The organism is Cellulophaga tyrosinoxydans (assembly GCF_900176415.1).
GTDB lineage: Bacteria > Bacteroidota > Bacteroidia > Flavobacteriales > Flavobacteriaceae > Cellulophaga > Cellulophaga tyrosinoxydans.
On sequence record NZ_FWXO01000005.1, the window covers coordinates 129,461 to 147,703 of the forward strand.

9 protein-coding genes are annotated in these 18,243 nt (G+C 36.3%); 8 read left to right on the forward strand and 1 reads right to left on the reverse strand.

Features of this window, described 5'->3' with window-relative positions; all coding sequences use genetic code 11:
- Window positions 1–4: 4 nt before the first annotated feature.
- From B8963_RS13775 to rhaT, 6 genes are read left to right on the forward strand one after another with little or no spacing between them, the layout of a single operon-like run.
- Window positions 5–3,265, forward strand: coding sequence for a family 78 glycoside hydrolase catalytic domain (locus tag B8963_RS13775; RefSeq protein WP_084062384.1), 3,261 nt, complete (start codon window positions 5–7; stop codon window positions 3,263–3,265).
- Window positions 3,266–4,495, forward strand: coding sequence for a mandelate racemase/muconate lactonizing enzyme family protein (locus B8963_RS13780; RefSeq protein ID WP_084062385.1), 1,230 nt, complete (start codon window positions 3,266–3,268; stop codon window positions 4,493–4,495).
- Between the two features lie 50 nt (window positions 4,496–4,545).
- A complete protein-coding gene (locus tag B8963_RS13785; RefSeq protein WP_084062386.1) occupies window positions 4,546–5,982 on the forward strand; it encodes a sulfatase in 1,437 nt (478 codons plus the stop codon).
- 13 nt (window positions 5,983–5,995) lie between these two features.
- Complete coding sequence (locus B8963_RS13790) at window positions 5,996–7,408, forward strand: L-fucose/L-arabinose isomerase family protein (RefSeq protein ID WP_084062387.1); 1,413 nt, start codon at window positions 5,996–5,998, stop codon at window positions 7,406–7,408.
- A 38-nt stretch (window positions 7,409–7,446) separates the two neighbouring features.
- Window positions 7,447–8,832 carry a sulfatase gene (locus B8963_RS13795; RefSeq protein WP_084062599.1) on the forward strand — a complete coding sequence of 462 codons (1,386 nt, stop codon included), beginning with the start codon at window positions 7,447–7,449 and terminating at the stop codon, window positions 8,830–8,832.
- A 34-nt stretch (window positions 8,833–8,866) separates the two neighbouring features.
- Window positions 8,867–9,919 (forward strand): L-rhamnose/proton symporter RhaT, encoded by a 1,053-nt coding sequence (gene rhaT, locus B8963_RS13800; RefSeq protein WP_084062388.1) that lies wholly within the window; start codon window positions 8,867–8,869, stop codon window positions 9,917–9,919.
- A gap of 204 nt (window positions 9,920–10,123) precedes the next feature.
- Here rhaT and B8963_RS13805 read toward each other — a convergent pair whose 3' ends face one another.
- Window positions 10,124–13,189 (reverse strand): RICIN domain-containing protein, encoded by a 3,066-nt coding sequence (locus B8963_RS13805; protein WP_084062389.1) that lies wholly within the window; start codon window positions 13,187–13,189, stop codon window positions 10,124–10,126.
- Window positions 13,190–13,550: 361 nt separating this feature from the next.
- Between B8963_RS13805 and B8963_RS13810 the strand changes: the two genes are divergently transcribed.
- Both B8963_RS13810 and B8963_RS13815 read left to right on the forward strand, forming a co-directional pair.
- Complete coding sequence (locus tag B8963_RS13810) at window positions 13,551–16,406, forward strand: alpha-L-rhamnosidase (protein WP_143312543.1); 2,856 nt, start codon at window positions 13,551–13,553, stop codon at window positions 16,404–16,406.
- 6 nt (window positions 16,407–16,412) lie between these two features.
- Complete coding sequence (locus tag B8963_RS13815) at window positions 16,413–18,203, forward strand: glycoside hydrolase family 43 protein (protein WP_084062394.1); 1,791 nt, start codon at window positions 16,413–16,415, stop codon at window positions 18,201–18,203.
- Window positions 18,204–18,243: the final 40 nt, after the last annotated feature.

Here is an 18,243-nt window from a genome sequence, read left to right on the forward strand (position 1 = left end):
AGTTATGTTAGGTAAAGTTTTAAGATTTAGTTTTTTAAATTTTTTGGGAGGTGTGTTATTTATATTCTTGGCAAGTTGCGCTTCATCAGCATCTAAAGTATCTGTATCAAATTTACGCTGCGAATACCGCACAAATCCTTTAGGAATTGACAATACAAGCCCACGATTGAGTTGGAAACTGCTTGAAAATAATCAAACTAGAGGTCAAAAACAAACCGCGTTCCAAGTTTTGGTGGCAAGTAGTTTGGAAGAACTAGAATCCAACAATGGTGATGTTTGGGATTCAGGTAAAGTGGAATCCAATCAATCTGTAAATAACGTCTATCAAGGCGCAGAACTAGAATCTGCGCAACAGTATTTCTGGAAAGTAAAAATTTGGGATAAAGACGGTGTCGCTTCAAACTGGAGTGATTACGCGAAATTCTCAATGGGTTTATTAAAACAATCCGATTGGAAAGGCGACTGGATTTTAAAAGAAGACCAAAAAAAAACTGACCATAACTGGTATCGAAAAAATGTAACACTTTCAAAAGATGCAACATCGGCATTTGTATTTGTAGGGTCTTTTGGGTATCACGAATTGTATGTGAATGGAGAAAAAATCACCGAGAATGTGATGAATCCTGTATCAACCTACATGAAAAAAAGGATAGCCTATTTAACCTATGATATTTCAGATAAACTTAAAAAAGGCGATAATGTCATAGCCATTTGGCATGCTGCAGGTTGGGCCCGTTGGAGACGTATTAGCGAATACAGAAATATTCCTTTTGTATTTAAAGCACAAGCCGAAATTGTAGTAGGAGAAAAACAGATTACACTTAAGTCTGACACCACTTGGAAAACTAAAAAAAGCCATACTGAATATTATGGCGATTGGGACATTCTTCGTTTTGGAGGAGAAACCATTGATGACAGAAAACGTGAAGACGATTGGAGTGCAGCAGCATACGATGATAGTAATTGGATGCATGCCAGTATTTACAATCATGAAGCGCTTAATGCAAAAATACCCAAAGGAAACAACATTAGTTTTGCTTTAAATAGTAATAAAGATAGAGAATTACGTGAATTGTACAGCCCTATTAACGTCCAATTAAGTGCTCAAATGGTAGAGCCGCAAGTAAGATTTAAAGAAATAAAAGCCATTGCTGTTGATAAAATGGAGAATGGTACTTATCGCATTGATATGGGAGAAAATTACACGGGTTTTTTTGAAATGGATTTGTACAAAGGCGTAGATGGCGATTCTATTTTGTTTGAAATTAGCGACCAGAAAGCAGTGGTAATGAACTGGAAACAAAAGAGTAAATACATTTTTGGAAAATCTGATAAAGGGAAATTCCAAAACCGTTTTAATGTTGCTGGTGGAAGATGGATTACCGTTTATGGTTTAAACTATGAACCGAACTTAGAGGACATTAAAGGTTATGTGATTACGAATAACCGTAAACAAATCAGCAAATTTGAATCTTCAAGTGCGCAACTAAACCAAATTTATCAGATCAATTTAAATACCTACTTAGCAAATACCATGGATGGTATTTTGGTAGATTGTCCACACCGCGAACGCCGGGGTTGGGGAGAGGTAACCGTTGCTGCTATGTATGGCGATGCCTTACCTAATTTTGAGAGTGGTGCCTACATGGATCAATATATGCAATATACAAGAGATGCACAATTTCCAGACGGTCAAACTAGAGCAGTATTAAATGAAGAAGACCGCCCGTTTTTAATGTGGAAAGCCAATAGTCCTTTAACGGTTTGGGAAACCTATCGCATGTTAGGCGATAAAAAAGTACTGGAAGATAATTACGAATCTATGCAAAAATGGATGACTTGGTTATATGAACATTCTAATTACGATACTGGAGGCGCTTTAAAAATTGGCGAACGCGGGATGAGAGAAATGCCAGGTTTGGGAGATTGGTGTACGCCACGGGGTAATTTTTGGGATAGCAGTAATTCTCCTGAAGCGGTACACTTTAACAACTGTTTATATGCCTATATGTTAGAAAACGCGATGCAAATCGCCACAGCTTTAGGCAAAACCGAAGACGCAAAAACCTATAAAGACAGACTTAAAGTTCAGCAAGAGGCAACCCACAAACTGTCTTACAATCCAGAAACAGGCAAATATGTAAAAGGTTATCAAGTAGATCAAGCTTTTGCACTATTATCAGGAGCAACACCAGCATCAGAAAAACAAAAAGTAGAAGCTCAATTGGTTAATAATGTCCTATATGATTTTCCGTATTACGATACTGGGAGTTCAGGGCAAGCTTTGTACACACGCTATTTTATAGAATCTGGTGAGCGTATGGATTTAATTTATGAGTTGTTGAGAGACAAATACCACCCAAGTTACGGCTACTTTTTAGAACAAGGACATACAACATGGCCAGAACGTTGGTCCGCCATTGGCAACAGTCAGATACATACGTGTTACACTGGTATTGGAGGCTATTTTATCAAAGGTTTTGGTGGTATTCGTCCAAATCCTGAACAATTGGGTATGCAACATATGATGATTAAACCAGCTCCTGTTGGCGATTTAAGGTTTGCAAATACCGAGTACGAATCTACGTATGGAAAGGTGGTAGTTAACTGGAAAAAAGAAGGTAGAGGCGGGACCTTTCATGTTGAAATTCCAATAAATACAACCGCTAAAGTTTATCTACCAGCAACACGTAAAGAGGGTATTCAAGAAAGGGGTGTGTTAGCTGAAAATGCTGAAGGTATTGCCTTTATAGGAACAGAGAAAAGCAATGCTGTTGGGAATTATATAATTTTTGACTTAGCATCAGGTGTTTATGATTTTAAAGTAGACGAATTACCTGTAACACAATTTCCAGAATCTTTACATGATTTAAATAACCTTGCGAAATTAGGTAGAATGAATAGTTCAACACTATTTATTCAAGATGAAAAATTACCTGTTTTTGAAGCCTTTAGAGTTAATGATGGCGATAGTGACACACGTTGGTTAGCTACTGAAACTAAAAATCAATATTTAGAAGTAGAATGGGTGAAACCGCAAACCTTTAATCAAGTCATTATTGATGAATATGAAAACAACATAAGGTCTTACAAATTTCAATATTGGGAAAACGGCGCGTGGAAAGATATATTATCTGGAAGTTCTTGTGGTGAAAATAAAACCCATCAATTTGATTCGATTGCATCTACAAAATTTAGAATTTTTATTGTTGATGCTAAAGAAGCACCATCCATTAAAGAAATCAAAATTTTTAATTGGTTATAAATGAAAACGAATAGACGCGATTTTATAAAAAGTATGTCTGCACTTGGTATTCTAGGGGTCACATATCCTTTGTTATCATCTTGCGTCAACCAAAACGGAAGAGAATATCTAAACGAAAAGATCACAAAAATCGAATTGTTTAGATACGATATTAATATCCCACGCTATTTTTCTTGGGGAACTTGGCATAATCGTCAGCATTTATTTATTAAGATTTCTTCAGGAGATTTTTATGGTTGGACAGAAACACCAGCATCAAAAAACAATCCTGACTTTAAACCAACGGCTTGGGTTGATTATTTAAAGCAATTTAAAGGTTTAACACTAGGTGAAGCTCAAAAATTATTGGCGTCAGAACAGGTGCTAGGTTCTAAACGCTCGTTAAAAATGTTAGAGTCTTTAGATATGGGTCTTTTGGATGTATCAGGCCGATTGCAAAATAAATCTTCTGTTGAACTATTAGGTTTAACAGGTACAAATCCGGTTCCGGGATTGTATTGTATTTTAGATAAGGACGAGAAAAAAGTTAGAGAAGAAGCCGAAAAAAGTATCGAACAGAATCTTGCACATCATATGAAATTTAAAATGTATGGTGATGAAAACGTAGATATGAAGTTACTAAAAACCATCAGAGATGTTTTAGGCGATGATGCTGTAGTAATTTCAGATGTAAATAAAGGCTATAAAAAGTGGAAATCTTTAGACGAATTAAAAGGAATTTTAGATCGTTTTAAAGCTAATGGACTAAATGCTATTGAAGATCCAGCGCATTTAAACACGCAGCAATGGATAGAGTTGCAAGAAATGGTGGGAGATTTAACTTTAATTCCAGATGCACCTATGCGACCTGCTTGGAAAGGTATCAACATTATGCAAAAAGGAATGGGACGTATTTATAATTTGCATCCATCTACGATGGGAGGTTTAACCCACACAGCAAAATTAGCGCATAAAGTACAAGATATAGGTGCAAAAGTAATGATAGGCGATGATAGTTTGGTAGGTCCAGCTTGTTCTGCTTGGCAACAAATAGCTATAGGCGTTGGCGCTACTTGGGTAGAAGCGATTGAGAAAAAAGAAGATTCTAAAACGTATTTAGATTGTTTGCAAAGCTCAGCTACAAAAAAGGAATCTAATGGATATTATTCCTTTAAATCAGCACCAGGTTTTGGACTAGAAATAGATACCAATCGTTTAAAAAAAGTAAGTGAATTATATATAGAAGTTTAACATAAATATAAATTTTAAAAAGACTGTTGAAAACGATAAAAAACATAATAATGATAGTTAAAAAAATAGATCTTATTTTTTTTGTAATGTTATTTTTTATCCTTTTGACGAATTGTCAAAAACAACAAATTGTTCAAAAGCCAAATGTGCTGCTAATTTGTGTAGATGACCTTCGTCCAGAGTTAAAGAGTTTTGGAGCAGAATATATTAGCTCACCTAATATAGATGCTTTAGCGGAAAAAGGAATTAAATTCCAAAAACATTTTGTAAACTCACCAAGTTGTGGTCCATCTCGATATACTTTATTAACAGGGCAGTATGGGCCAGCTGGAAACAATGCACTTTTTAGTAGAGCAAATATAATAAAGCAAGGCACTCAAAAAGTAGATAAAAGTATCCCAGAGTGGTTCAGAACATATGGCTATACAACAGTTTCGGTTGGAAAAGTATCACATCACCCTGGGGGGAGAGGTGGAAAAAATTGGAATGATAGCATAAAAGTAGAGATGCCCAATGCGTGGGATAAGCATTTGATGCCAGTTGCGGAATGGGAACACCCACGAGGAATGATGCATGGGTTGGCTAATGGCCAGATTCGAGTGAAATCAGCTGATATGGCTGTTTTTCAGACAGTAGAAGGCGAAGACAATAGTTATCCAGATGGAGCAATTACAGATGAAGCTGTCAAACAACTAGGAGCACTTGCCCGTAATAAAGAAAAACCGTTTTTTCTTGCTGTTGGAATTATTAAACCACACCTACCTTTCGGTGCACCAAAAACATATTATGATAGGTATGATGGTGTTGATCTTCCTGAAATAAAACACTCTCAAAAACCGAAAGGAAGAACAACATGGCACGGCTCTGGTGAGTTTATGGGATACAACCGTTGGGGTAAAAACCCTAATAAAGATGCGGACTTTGCTGATGATGTGCGTCGTCATTATGCTGCATGTGTGAGTTATGCAGATGCCCAAGTAGGCAAAATTCTTGCAGCATTAAAAAAAACAGGAGCAGATAAAAACACTATTGTTGTACTTTGGGGAGACCATGGTTGGCATCTAGGAGAACATGCGATTTGGGGAAAACATAGTTTGTTTGAGGAATCGTTGCATGCACCTTTAATAATTCATTACCCAGGAATGAAAAATGAAGGGGCGAATACAGATGCTATTGTAGAAACAGTCGATATTTTTCCGACGTTATGTGATTTAGCAGAAATTGAAATCCCGGAGTATGCTCATGGTACGTCTCTAAAAGAAATATTAATAGACCCGAATGCTAAAGGTCACTATGCTATATCCTATAAAAATAATGCTTCAACCATCAGAACTTCAACGCATAGAATGACATTACATCAGGATGGATTTGTAGAATTATATAATCACACAACAACAGAAAAGGAAACTAAGAATATCGCTGAAGAATACCCAGAATTAGTGAAAGAGTTAAAAGTGAAGTTAAGAACTAGGTTAAATCTAAAGTAAAATAAATAAAATAATGATAAAAGTCGGATTATTTGGAATAGGATTAGACACCTATTGGCCTCAATTTGAAGGACTGCTAGAACGTTTACAAGGTTATCAAAGCCAAATTGCAGATAAGATGGAAAGTTTTGGTGTTGAGGTTGTAAATGTTGGTTTGGTAGATTCTCCTGTAGTTGCTAGAGAGAAAGCGGAGGTACTAAAAAAAGAAGACGTAGATATCCTGTTTTTATACATCTCAACGTATGCCTTGTCATCAACAGTATTACCTGTAGTACAAAAGGTAAAATGCCCAATAATCATATTAAACATACAACCAGTCGCCGCTATAGATTACGAAAGCTTTAATGCATTAGGTGATAGAGGTAAAATGACAGGAGAATGGTTGGCGCATTGTCAAGCCTGTTCTGTGCCGGAATTTGCCAATGTATTTAATCGTGCAGGAATTGATTATGAATTTGTAACCGGATATTTAGGAGAGCAAGTTGTTTGGGATGATATTCAAGATTGGATTGATGCCACAAAAGTTGCTTCCATAATGCAAAATAACAGACTAGGTGTTTTAGGTCATTATTATTCAGGAATGTTGGATGTGTATTCTGATTTAACCAAACAGTCCTCAGCCTTTGGAACACACATAGAAATTCTGGAGATGTGCGAAGTAAAAAAATATAGGGATGCTGTTACACAAGTTGAGGTTGATGAAAAATTAAATGAATTTAGAAGGACGTTTGAAGTACTTGAAGCCTGTGAAGAAGAAGAATTGGTTCGTGCCGCAAAAACATCAATAGCCTTAGATAAATTAGTAGAACATCACGATTTAGGATCTTTAGCCTATTATTATGAAGGTGAAACGGCTAACGAATATGAAAATATTGTAACCTCTGTAATCGTAGGAAATACACTATTAACAGGTAAAAATGTACCTGTCGCAGGAGAGTATGAAATAAAGAATGCCCAAGCCATGAAAATAATGGATGCTTTTGGAGTTGGAGGTTCGTTTTCAGAATTTTATGCCATGGATTTTAATGATGATATTGTTATGCTCGGTCATGATGGACCCGCGCATTTTGCCATAGCAGAAGGTAATGTACAATTGGTACCATTACCTGTTTATCATGGAAAACCAGGAAAAGGATTATCCATTCAAATGACGGTAAAACATGGCCCTGTAACCTTATTATCAGTAGTAGAAGGAAAAGATGATGTGTTTTTATTAGTCGCAGAGGGTGAATCTGTAGAAGGCCCTGTTTTATACATAGGAAACACCAATAGTCGTTACCGTTTTTCAATAGGCGCACGCGCTTTTATGAACGAATGGTCTAAACAAGGACCATCGCATCATTGTGCAATTGGTGTTGGACATATTGCTAATAAAATAGAGAAGTTAGGAAATATTTTAAATTTACGAGTGGTTCGTATTTGTTAATTAATTTAAAATTAACTTTTATTCAAAATCATTTTCAAATGATAAAAATTATACGATTAATCTTAATAGTACTATTAAGTCAAGCTTGTGCTAACGAACTAGAATCTTCAGTTCCAAACATAATTATCATAAACGTTGATGATATGGGCTGGAAAGATGTAGGTTTTATGGGAAGTGAATATTATGAAACACCAAACATAGACTATTTATCGAGCTTAGGTATGGTCTTTACTAATGGTTATGCATCAGCTTCAAACTGTGCACCTAGCAGAGCTTGTTTAATGACTGGGCAATGGACACCACGTCATGGGGTTTACACGGTTAGTCCTTCAACACGTGGGAAATCTGAACACAGAAAATTGATTCCAACAAAAAACACACATACACTCTCCAAAAAACATACTATTTTACCAGAGGTACTGCGTGCGAATGGATATGTGACGTGTCAGGCAGGAAAGTGGCATTTAAGCGATAATCCTTTAGAATATGGATTTGATGTAAATATTGGAGGGGGGCACAATGGGTTACCAAAAAGTTATTACCCACCTTATAAAAATGTAACAATTGAAGGCGGTTCTGATAAATATTTAACGGATGCTATAATGGAAAAAGCGATACAATTTATAGATACTATACAAAAACCATTTTATCTTAATTATTCGCCTTATGCCGTTCATGTGCCTATAATGCCAGTGGATAGTATTTTACCTAAATATGAAAAAAAGGTACCATGGAATGGTCAGGGAAATCCAGAATATGGGTCTATGGTTGATAACCTCGATAGAAACATAGGGTTACTTATTGATAAACTAAAAGAAAAACATCTTTTTGATAATACCTTAATTGTTTTTACTTCAGATAATGGAGGCCTATATGGAATTACGAAGCAAAAACCACTTAGAGCTGGAAAAGGAAGTTATTATGAAGGAGGTATTAGAGAACCATTTTTCTTTGTTTTGAATGATAAAATTAAGCCAAAAACTAAGAGCGATGTACCCATAACAAATTTAGATATATTTCCAACAATCTTAGGCTATGCAGGCATAAAAAACGCTAGCCTAAATTTAGATGGAAATAATATCTCTTCAATATTAGAAGGAAAAGAGGAAATATTGGAACGTCCATTATTTTGGCATTTCCCCATTTATTTACAAGCCTATAATGTAAATGATAATGAAAATAGGGATACTCTGTTTAGAACACGCCCTGGTTCTGTAGTAAGAAAAGGGGATTGGAAGCTTCATTATTATTTTGAAGATGATGGTGTTGAGTTATATAATTTATCGGAAGATATAGGGGAAAGAAATAATCTTTCAGAAACAAATCCGGAAAAGAAAGAGGAGTTGTTAAAAATATTGAAAAAATGGTGGAAAGATACGAATGCGCCAATTCCAAAAACTAAAAACCCTGAATACAAAAGTTAGATAAAACGTTAATAGATTTCATATTTAAAAAATCATGCAAGCAATATTAGGAGTCATATTTCACTCATTAGGCGGAGTGGCCGCAGGTAGCTTTTACATGCCTTATAACAAAGTAAAAGGCTGGTCTTGGGAAACCTACTGGATGGTAGGTGGCGTTATGTCTTGGTTAATTGTACCACCTATTGCCGCTTATTTAACCGTTCCTGGTTTTGTAGATATAATCGCATCAAGTTCAAGTGCTATCTTAGGCTTTACTTTCTTAATGGGCTTGCTTTGGGGTGTTGGCGGTTTGTCCTATGGGCTTGGAGTTCGTTATTTAGGCATGTCTTTAGGGAATTCTGTAGTTTTAGGCTTTTGTGCCGCATTTGGTTCTATAGTACCTTCTATATATTACAATTTTAATCCTCAAGAAGGTAAAACTTCATTTACAGAAATGATATCTTCTACTGGCGGACAAGTTGTTTTACTAGGAGTTTTAGTTTGCCTTCTAGGGATTGCCCTTTCTGGAAAAGCGGGAATGCTAAAAGAAAAGGAATTATCAGAAGAAGAAAAGAAAAAGAGTGTATCTGAATTCAATTTGGTAAAAGGATTAATTGTTGCTATCCTTTCAGGTATTCTAAGTTCATTTTTTAGCTTTGGTATAGAAGCAGGAAAACCCTTAGCAGATGCTGCTGTTGCCTCAGGATATGACCATTTGTTTGCTAACAATGTTACTTTTGTGGTGATTCTTTGGGGTGGTTTAGCTACTAATTTAGTTTGGACTACCATTTTAAGTATCAAAAATAAATCGTACAAAGATTTTACAAATAAAAGTACACCAATCCGTAATAATATTTTATTCTCTGCATTGGCAGGGACTATTTGGTTTTTACAATTTTTCTTTTATGGTATGGGAGAAAGTAAGCTAGGAAACGGTGCAAGTTCATGGATTCTACACATGTCTACCATCATCTTAACAGCTAATCTTTGGGGTATTTATCGTAAAGAATGGAAAGGTGTTGCAAAAAAAACTAAATGGACTATAACAGCAGGTATCGTAGTGATTCTTTTATCTGTGGTTTTGGTGGGTATTGGGAATTCTATTTAGTTTATTGGTGTTAATTTTAAGAATTTAAGGTGCAAACAAATAAATAGAAACTGGAATACCAAATTGGGTATTCCCGCTTCTATTAAAAAGTTGTAATTCTAAAATTTATGTGATTTAAAACTAAAATTGATTCATAAAAAAGAGACTGCCTATTTAGACAGTATCTTTTTGTCTTTCTAAAGATATTTTAATTGAACATTAGCTTTAATTTTTAATAAAAATCTCAGTGATATAGAGTTCATTATCAATATAAACCCGTAAAAAATATGTTCCTATTGGCAAGGTATTTAATGATAACTCAACTGTTTCGATACCTTTCTTAACTCGCTGTGTTTTTTCAGCTATGCTATTACCACTATTGTCTAACAGTAGTAATTTAACAGTGCTATTTGTTTTTGTTTCAATGTTGGCTTTTATAGAAGTAGTAAATGGGTTTGGATAAGTACGTATACTCAATTCTGCATTATCAGAATCGCCAATACAAGCTCCTATTGTATCGCCATGTTCTAAATGTGCTTTTACGGCCGCTTGTGCAACGCAAATTGTTTTACCCTTATGGCAAATAAGCACCTTTGGATTTTTATCTGTTCCACAACTTACATCAATTACTTCAACCGTTATTTCCGCGGTTGCTTCGCAGCCATTAGCGTCGGTTACAGTAACCGTATAGTTTTGTGTACTATCTGGGCATACGGCTATCATTTCAGTTGTTTCCCCCGTACTCCATTTAAAATCATATGGCCCTTCTCCACCTGTAACGGCTGTTACTCCAATGGTAGCGCATTGCTCAGCTCTATCATATCCTGCGTACAATAGCGCATTAGCTGAGACCGTCACGACTATTTCAGTAGGTGCGGTTATTTCAGTACTTGCTGATATTGTAGCGTTTAAAGCATCAGTAACCGTTACTGAATAGGTGCCTGGTGTAACATTGTTTAATGTTTCTGTTATTTCACCAGAGTTCCATACAAAAGTATATGGTGCTATTCCTCCAATGACTGTTACATTGGCCGTACCGTCATCTGCGCCAGCGCAGCTAACATTTGTAGCAACTAAATCTAATTCTAAAGGTTCACCTATTGGTATAGCCTTCCATACGCTTCTATTATCAGTTGCTAGAGCAGCACTATGTGTTACAGTTCCATCGACATTCTGATACAAATATCTACCTGCGGTTCTTGATTCAAATCGATACGTATCTGTAGTTTCGTTATAATTTATAGTCCACGTTTTATCGGTATCCCCTGCTGGAGGACCTTTTGTGGTACTTACAATTACATAAGGGCCTGCAGGGCCACCAGCACCAGGTGCACGCAGTATTCCATTACCACCACTGCTACTTTCACTGTCTATATTATAATATGCTCCACTTTGTACAAGCGTCCATTGTGTATTTTCTGCTCCTCCTGAAACAGACATGGAAACGGGTTGAGTGCTTCCTGCTCCAGCGGTTAAGAATTCTCCCGTTTCTACATTTTTTAATACAACCACATCAGCAGTTGGTGGCGGAGCCGAATTGTCGACAATCTCAACTTTTTCGTAGGTAGTATTTGCCCATCTCATTTGAGCTCTACCTCCTCTTACACGATAGGCACCATATCTAATACCAGATTCAAGCCCTCTTTCCGGATCAGGAATATTAAAATTAAAAGCGTCACCTCCAATTACTGCATCGCAATAATGTATTTTTTTTGTAGCATCGTTTGGATCTTCTCTGAAACCAACCTCTAATTCAAAATCAATTTCCACATTCTTAGCCACTCGTTTTAAGAATACAACTTCTCTACCACTACCTGATCCTCCTCGTTCCAAGATACGTTCGGCATAAATATCAAAGGCTACTTGTTTATCTGCATCTTCACCCGTACCATAAACAGGCTTAGCTAAATACAAACAGATGGCAGGGTCTGCTGAGCCTCCACCGCCTGTGTGTTTTCCTTTGGCTTGTATTAAATAGCTTCCGTCTTGGTTAAAAGAACCTGCATCACCTACTTCAAGAATTCTTACAATTCCTTTAAATCTTGCAAAACTTCCCACCCCAGTTTCTTGAGATCTAGTTAAAGAACGCTCCATTCTGGGTTGCAATGTATTGGGGGCATCAATGTGGTTAGATCCATCAGTAATATTATATACACCCCAAGTTTTGCCATTAACAGAAACTTCACTATAATCGGAATAACAAGTTCTGTCATCTATAGTTCCTACATTTTCGGGATTTGGAATATCAAAATTTCGAGTATTGTTGTTGTCGAAGCCACCTGAACAGGACAAATCTAGATTCGTATCTTCATCAGGTGCTGCTCCTACCGATGTTTCCACAAAAGGACTAAGTCTCCAATTACTGCGATTGTCTGTAGCTTCAGCTTCTGAATGGGTTACCGTCCCATCTGTATTTTGATATAAGTATCTACCAGTAATTCTAGAACCGAATCTGTAGGTATCTGTGTAACCGTTGTATTCTATCGACCACGTTTTATCGGTATCAGATGCAGGCGGAGCTTTTAAGGTACTTAAAATCACGTAAGCGCCCGTTGAACTTCCAGCACCCGGTGCGCGCAGTATGCCGGTTCCGCCAGACGTACTTTCACTATCTATATTATAATATTCTCCACTTTCTACAAGCGACCAACGTGTATTTTCAGCTTCTCCTGATGCAGACATAGTAACAGGTAGATTGCTTTCTGATGCGGTGGTTAAGAATTCTCTAGTTTCCACATTTTGAAATGTCAGTGCTGTTCCTACCGGAATTTGCAGAAGAGGAATTAGTTTCCAATTGCTTCGATTATCGGTAGCTTCGACTTGTGAATGCGTTACGGTCCCATCTGCATTTTGATACAAATATCGTCCTGTCGTATTGGATCCAAATCTATAGGTATCTTCTGTTGCGTTGTACGCAATGGTCCACACTTTATCAGTATCGGCTGCTGGTGGAGATTTTAACGTACTTACAATTGCATAGTCCCCTGCTGAAAAACCAGCACCTGTTGCGCGCAGTATTCCCGTGCCACCAGATGTGCTTTCACTATCTATATTATATATTCCACTTCCGTTTGCACTTTCGACAAACGACCAATAGGTATTTTCAGCTTCCCCTGAAGCTGACATCGTCAGAGGCTGTGTACTTCCTCCCGCAGTGGTTAGGAATTCTCCGGTTGCTACATTTTGTAATCTAAAAACACCATCAGAAGGTGGTGCGTCTTGTGCCGTTAATACAAGCGAAAAGAACGCCAAACAGCTAAATAATAATGATTTAAGAGTAATTTTATTCATAATGTGAGGTTTTTACGAAAATTATCTTAACACTGTTTTAATACCATCCTGTACTATGCTGATTTATTAAAAAAAAAGCACTTTATTTACAAATAAAAGTATATCGAGTTAAAAAAGGGAGAATATCTTAACAAAAACTTCTTTTTTAAACTACTCCATCTATAAAAACAATCTTGATTCAAAATTGGAGATATAATTATTCGGATTTGTTTTAGGCAAGCAATCTAGATTAAAAAAATTTGAGTTAATAAACTCACCTAAAATCTAACCATATAGTACAGGATACACAACCAGTTGAAAAGAAGTACATTGCTTTAATTATTATCTAAAAAACAAGAGTAAGTATATCTATATTATGAAAATGTCAAAAATATCATATCAATCAAAACAATTTGGGTTCATATTGGTTTTATTGTTACTAAGTTCCTGTAATCAAACTACTGAAACAGTAAGCTTATGTTTTAAAAAACTAAGCAATACTAGTATAGAAAATAGCGAAAAAAGCACCCCTGTTTTTTCATGGGTTGTAACTTCAGATGGGTTCAATAAATCACAATCGGCCTACCATATTTTAGTGGCATCATCTGTAGAAAAACTGAATGAGGCAGATGCAGATATTTGGAATTCAAAAAAAGTAGTAAGTGATAAATCTTCTTTTGTTCCTTATGATGGTGAATCTTTGCAAGCTTTAACATCCTATTATTGGAAAGTAAAAATTTGGGACGAAAGTGGTATTGCATCAAAATGGTCTAAAATACAAAAATTTGAAATGGGACTGATGCATGAAGTGAATTGGGGAAATTCAAAATGGATAAGTTTAAATAAAGACAGTCGAAAATCAGAGCACCGTTTTCGTGAGTATATAACGGGTTCCATGGACAAACCAGTTATGGTTGAAGGTTATGCAACTAGTTATTTTAGAAGTTTAGTTAATGCGGAAAAACCTATAGAAAATGCTCAGGTATATATTTGTGGTTTAGGTTATTACGAGTTGTATTTAAATGGTGAAAAAGTAGGAGACCATGTTTTAGATCCTGCACCTTCTAATTATGATAAACAAGCGTATTATGTAAATTATAACATTACCAATCAATTAAAACAAGGGAAAAATGCCTTTGGTATTATTTTAGGAAATGGCTTTTATGGACAGAACATTTCTTGGAAAAACGATCCAGAATCTGATAGAGATTTGGCCTACGGTCCACCAGCAGTTAGGTTGTTGGTAAAATTAAAATATACTGATGGTACTGAAACTGATTTTTATACCAATGAATCATGGAAAGAAGCTACTGGCCCTATTGTATTTAATAATATATATGGTGGTGATACCTACGACGCTAGTTACGAATTAGGAAATTGGTCTTCAGTAGACTATAATGATAAATCTTGGGGTAATGCAAAAATAGTTTCTCCAAAGGTTACGAAAATAAGTGTGCAACAAATACCAGCGATTAAGAAGTTAAAAGAGCTTATGCCTCAAAATGTGTTTAAGGCACCAGATGGTGATTGGATTGTCGATTTTGGACAGAATATTGCAGGTTGGGTAAAACTGAATGTAAAAGAAAAAGAAGGTAAATTAATTGAAATAACAACAACCGAAGCTTTATTTACAAACGGAAAAGATATTTTTCAAGGCTCTACAGGAGGAGGAGCCAATGGTATGGCTCAGATTTATAAATACATCTGTAAAGGAAGCGATTTAGAGTCTTGGGAACCAAAATTCAGCTATCATGGGTTTCGTTATGCCAAAATTAAGGGGATTTCTAAAAAACCCGATGCTAACATGATTAAAGCGGTTTTAGTGGCTACCGATATTCAGGAAACTGGGAGTTTCAATTCCTCTGATGAATTACTAAACAAAATGCACAGCATTAGTAAGTGGACTATTGTAGATAATATTCATGGTATACCAGAAGATTGTCCACATCGCGAAAAGTGTGGCTGGTTAGGAGATGCCCATGCGTTTTGTGAATATGCCTTGTATAATTATGACATGTATGATTTTTATAAAAAATACATGGAAGATATACGTACACAAATGCGTCCAACAAAAGGACATAATAACCCTGAAATTAAATTTCAAGTACCAACCATGATTGCCCCAGGGAAGCGAACTTCAACTTATGCCAAGTTAGATTGGGGAGTAGCAACCATGTATTTACCTTGGTACAACTATTTGTATTATGGCGATGATGCAATTGTAAAAGAATATTATGCAGAAATGAAGGATTTGACCAATTTTTATCTGTCTTTTAAAGATGAAAATGGAATTATCCAAGACGGCATGGGAGATTGGTGCCCCCCACGTTGGGACAGAAAGGGAAATCCAAGTGCTATGGAGTGCGACCCCATTATTTCAGCAAATGCCTATTTTTATGATGTATTAGGTATTATGGAAACCTTCGCCAAAATGAATAATGATCCAGCCTACCAAGCAGATATGCAAAAAGAACGACAAGCATTAAAAGACGCTTTTAATAAAGCATACTTAGTCAATATTCCCAATACAAAACACAAATGGTATCAAAGCCAAACCGCAACCGTACAAGCTTTACAATTCAGAATGGTTCCAGATAATGATATTCAAAATGTTGTAAATGGTTTAGCTTATGACATTGTTGAAATAAAAGGAGGGCATCATAATACCGGAATACATGGAAATAGATATATCTATACTGTTTTAGCAAAATACGGAAGAGCTGATTTAGCACATCAAATTTTAACAACTCCAGAATTTCCTAGTCAGACGTATGTAATGAATTCTGGATTCACCACATGGCCAGAACGACAATTTGAATGGGAGAAAATGGAAGGACCAACAAATTCGTTAAATCACCCGATGCATAGTGGTTTTGCAGCTTTTTTCTACGAATCATTAGGTGGTATTAAATCTTCAAGAGAAAACCCTGGATACAAAGAGTTTACCGTTAATCCAGAATTTTCAGGTGCCATTACAAATACTGAAGTTTCAGTTTCAACTCCTTATGGAAATATAGAAAATTCTTGGACCCATAAAGAAAATATATTAGAAATGAATTTAAAAGTGCCGTTTAATACGAAGGCAAAAATCATATTAAATAAAAGTGAATTTGAATCTCTTAAGATAAATGGAAAATCATTTGAAGATTTACAGAAAGTCAATAAAGCAGTTCTTACTGAAAATACGAATGTTCTTATTGGTTCTGGTAGTTACCGCGTTGAATATTCAAAACATTAATTTTAAATGAAATTATATTTTAAAAGTACATTAAAAGTTTTAACTGTAGGAATAGTTATTACAAGTTTTTCTTGTAATAACAAAACAGAAAAAAAAGAAGAAGTTAAGGAAAATCAAATAGTTAAAGCCAAAATAGGAAGCTTTGGAGACCAAGGCGATGGTACTTACATCAACCCAATTTTAAATGCGGATTATCCAGATTCTGATATCGAACAAGTAGGTGATACCTATTATATGATTACATCAAAACAACACATGTCGCCAGGGATGCCAATTCTAGAATCTAAAGACATGGTAAACTGGACGAATGTGGGGCACGTGTTTAACAGTTTATCTTGGGCGCCAGAATACAATTGGGATCGTATGAATGGCTACTCTTTTGGGACTTGGGCAGGCGATTTAGCCTACCACGAAGGTACTTGGTATTGCTACCAAATAGATTATCAACATGGTTTAATGGTAGCAACTGCAAAGGACATAAAAGGCCCGTGGAGCAAACCGGTTATGATGCTTCCAAAGGCTGAAGTGCTAGACGATCCAGCTGTGTTTTGGGATGAAGAAACTCATAAAGCTTACGCAATAATTAATACAGCTGGCAAGCAAAAAACTGTAAGTAATACAATTGAAGGTAACGAAAATAGAATTTACGAAATGAGTTGGGATGGTACAAAAATCCTTGGCGCAGGTAAATTAGTCTATACAGGTATGGGGGCCGAAGCTGCCAAAATCTATAAAATTGACGGCTCTTGGTTTATCTTTTTAGCACAATGGACTATGGGTGATACATCTACCAAACCAGGTGTAAAAAATCCTAAAAACGACAGGAAACAAATTGTACTGCGTTCCAAAGAAAGTATTTACGGGCCTTACGAAGTAAAAACCGTATTAGAAAAAGGTACAGCGTTTAATGATCGTAGTGCAAGCCAAGGCGCATTAATGCAAGCACCAGATAAATCATGGTGGTATATGCATCAATTAATTCAGAATGATAGCATTCCATTTCAAGGGCGTCCCCAATGTTTAGAACCTGTAAATTGGGTTGACGGATGGCCAATTATAGGTATAGACGAAGATAACGATGGTATTGGCGAACCTGTAAGGCAACACAAAAAACCTATAGACGGTTACCCAATTTCGGCACCAAGTTCAGACGACGATTTTTCATCATCTAAATTAGGGTTCCAATGGGAGTGGAATCACAATCCAAGAAACACGCATTGGTCTTTAACAGAGCGTCCAGGGTGGTTACGCCTCAAAGCAAGCAAAATATTACCAAACGAAAAAGGTTATGGGCCGAACATAAACGAATGGACAAACAACGATGGTTCAGATTCAGATTTCTGGAGAGCTTCTAATACCTTAAGTCAGCGTATTATGGGCATCACCACAGGAACAGCTGTTACAAAATTCGATATTTCTGGGATGAAACCACACCAATTAGCAGGATTTGTGCGTTATGGCGGCGTATTCAATTTATTGGGTATAGAAGTAGACGAAAATGGAAAAAAATACCTCTTTTATATGGATCCTATGGCGCAAAAAACGAAAGGGCCAGAAATAACAGGAAGCGATTTATATGTTCGAACATCAAACAACAGTAACCAAGCTACTTACGAATATAGTCTCGATGGCAAAACCTACAACTCTTTTGGGCCAACGTTTACTATTGCTTTTGGCAAGTGGACCGGAGATCGTTTAGGCTTCTTTTCATGGAACGAAAAAGAGGATGCCGGGTATATTGATGTCGATTGGTTTACTTATAATTATGATGGGCCAAAAGCAGCAAAAAGCCTGTAAGTATAGATAATTGAGTATTTGGGCGTTACCCACAAGGGGT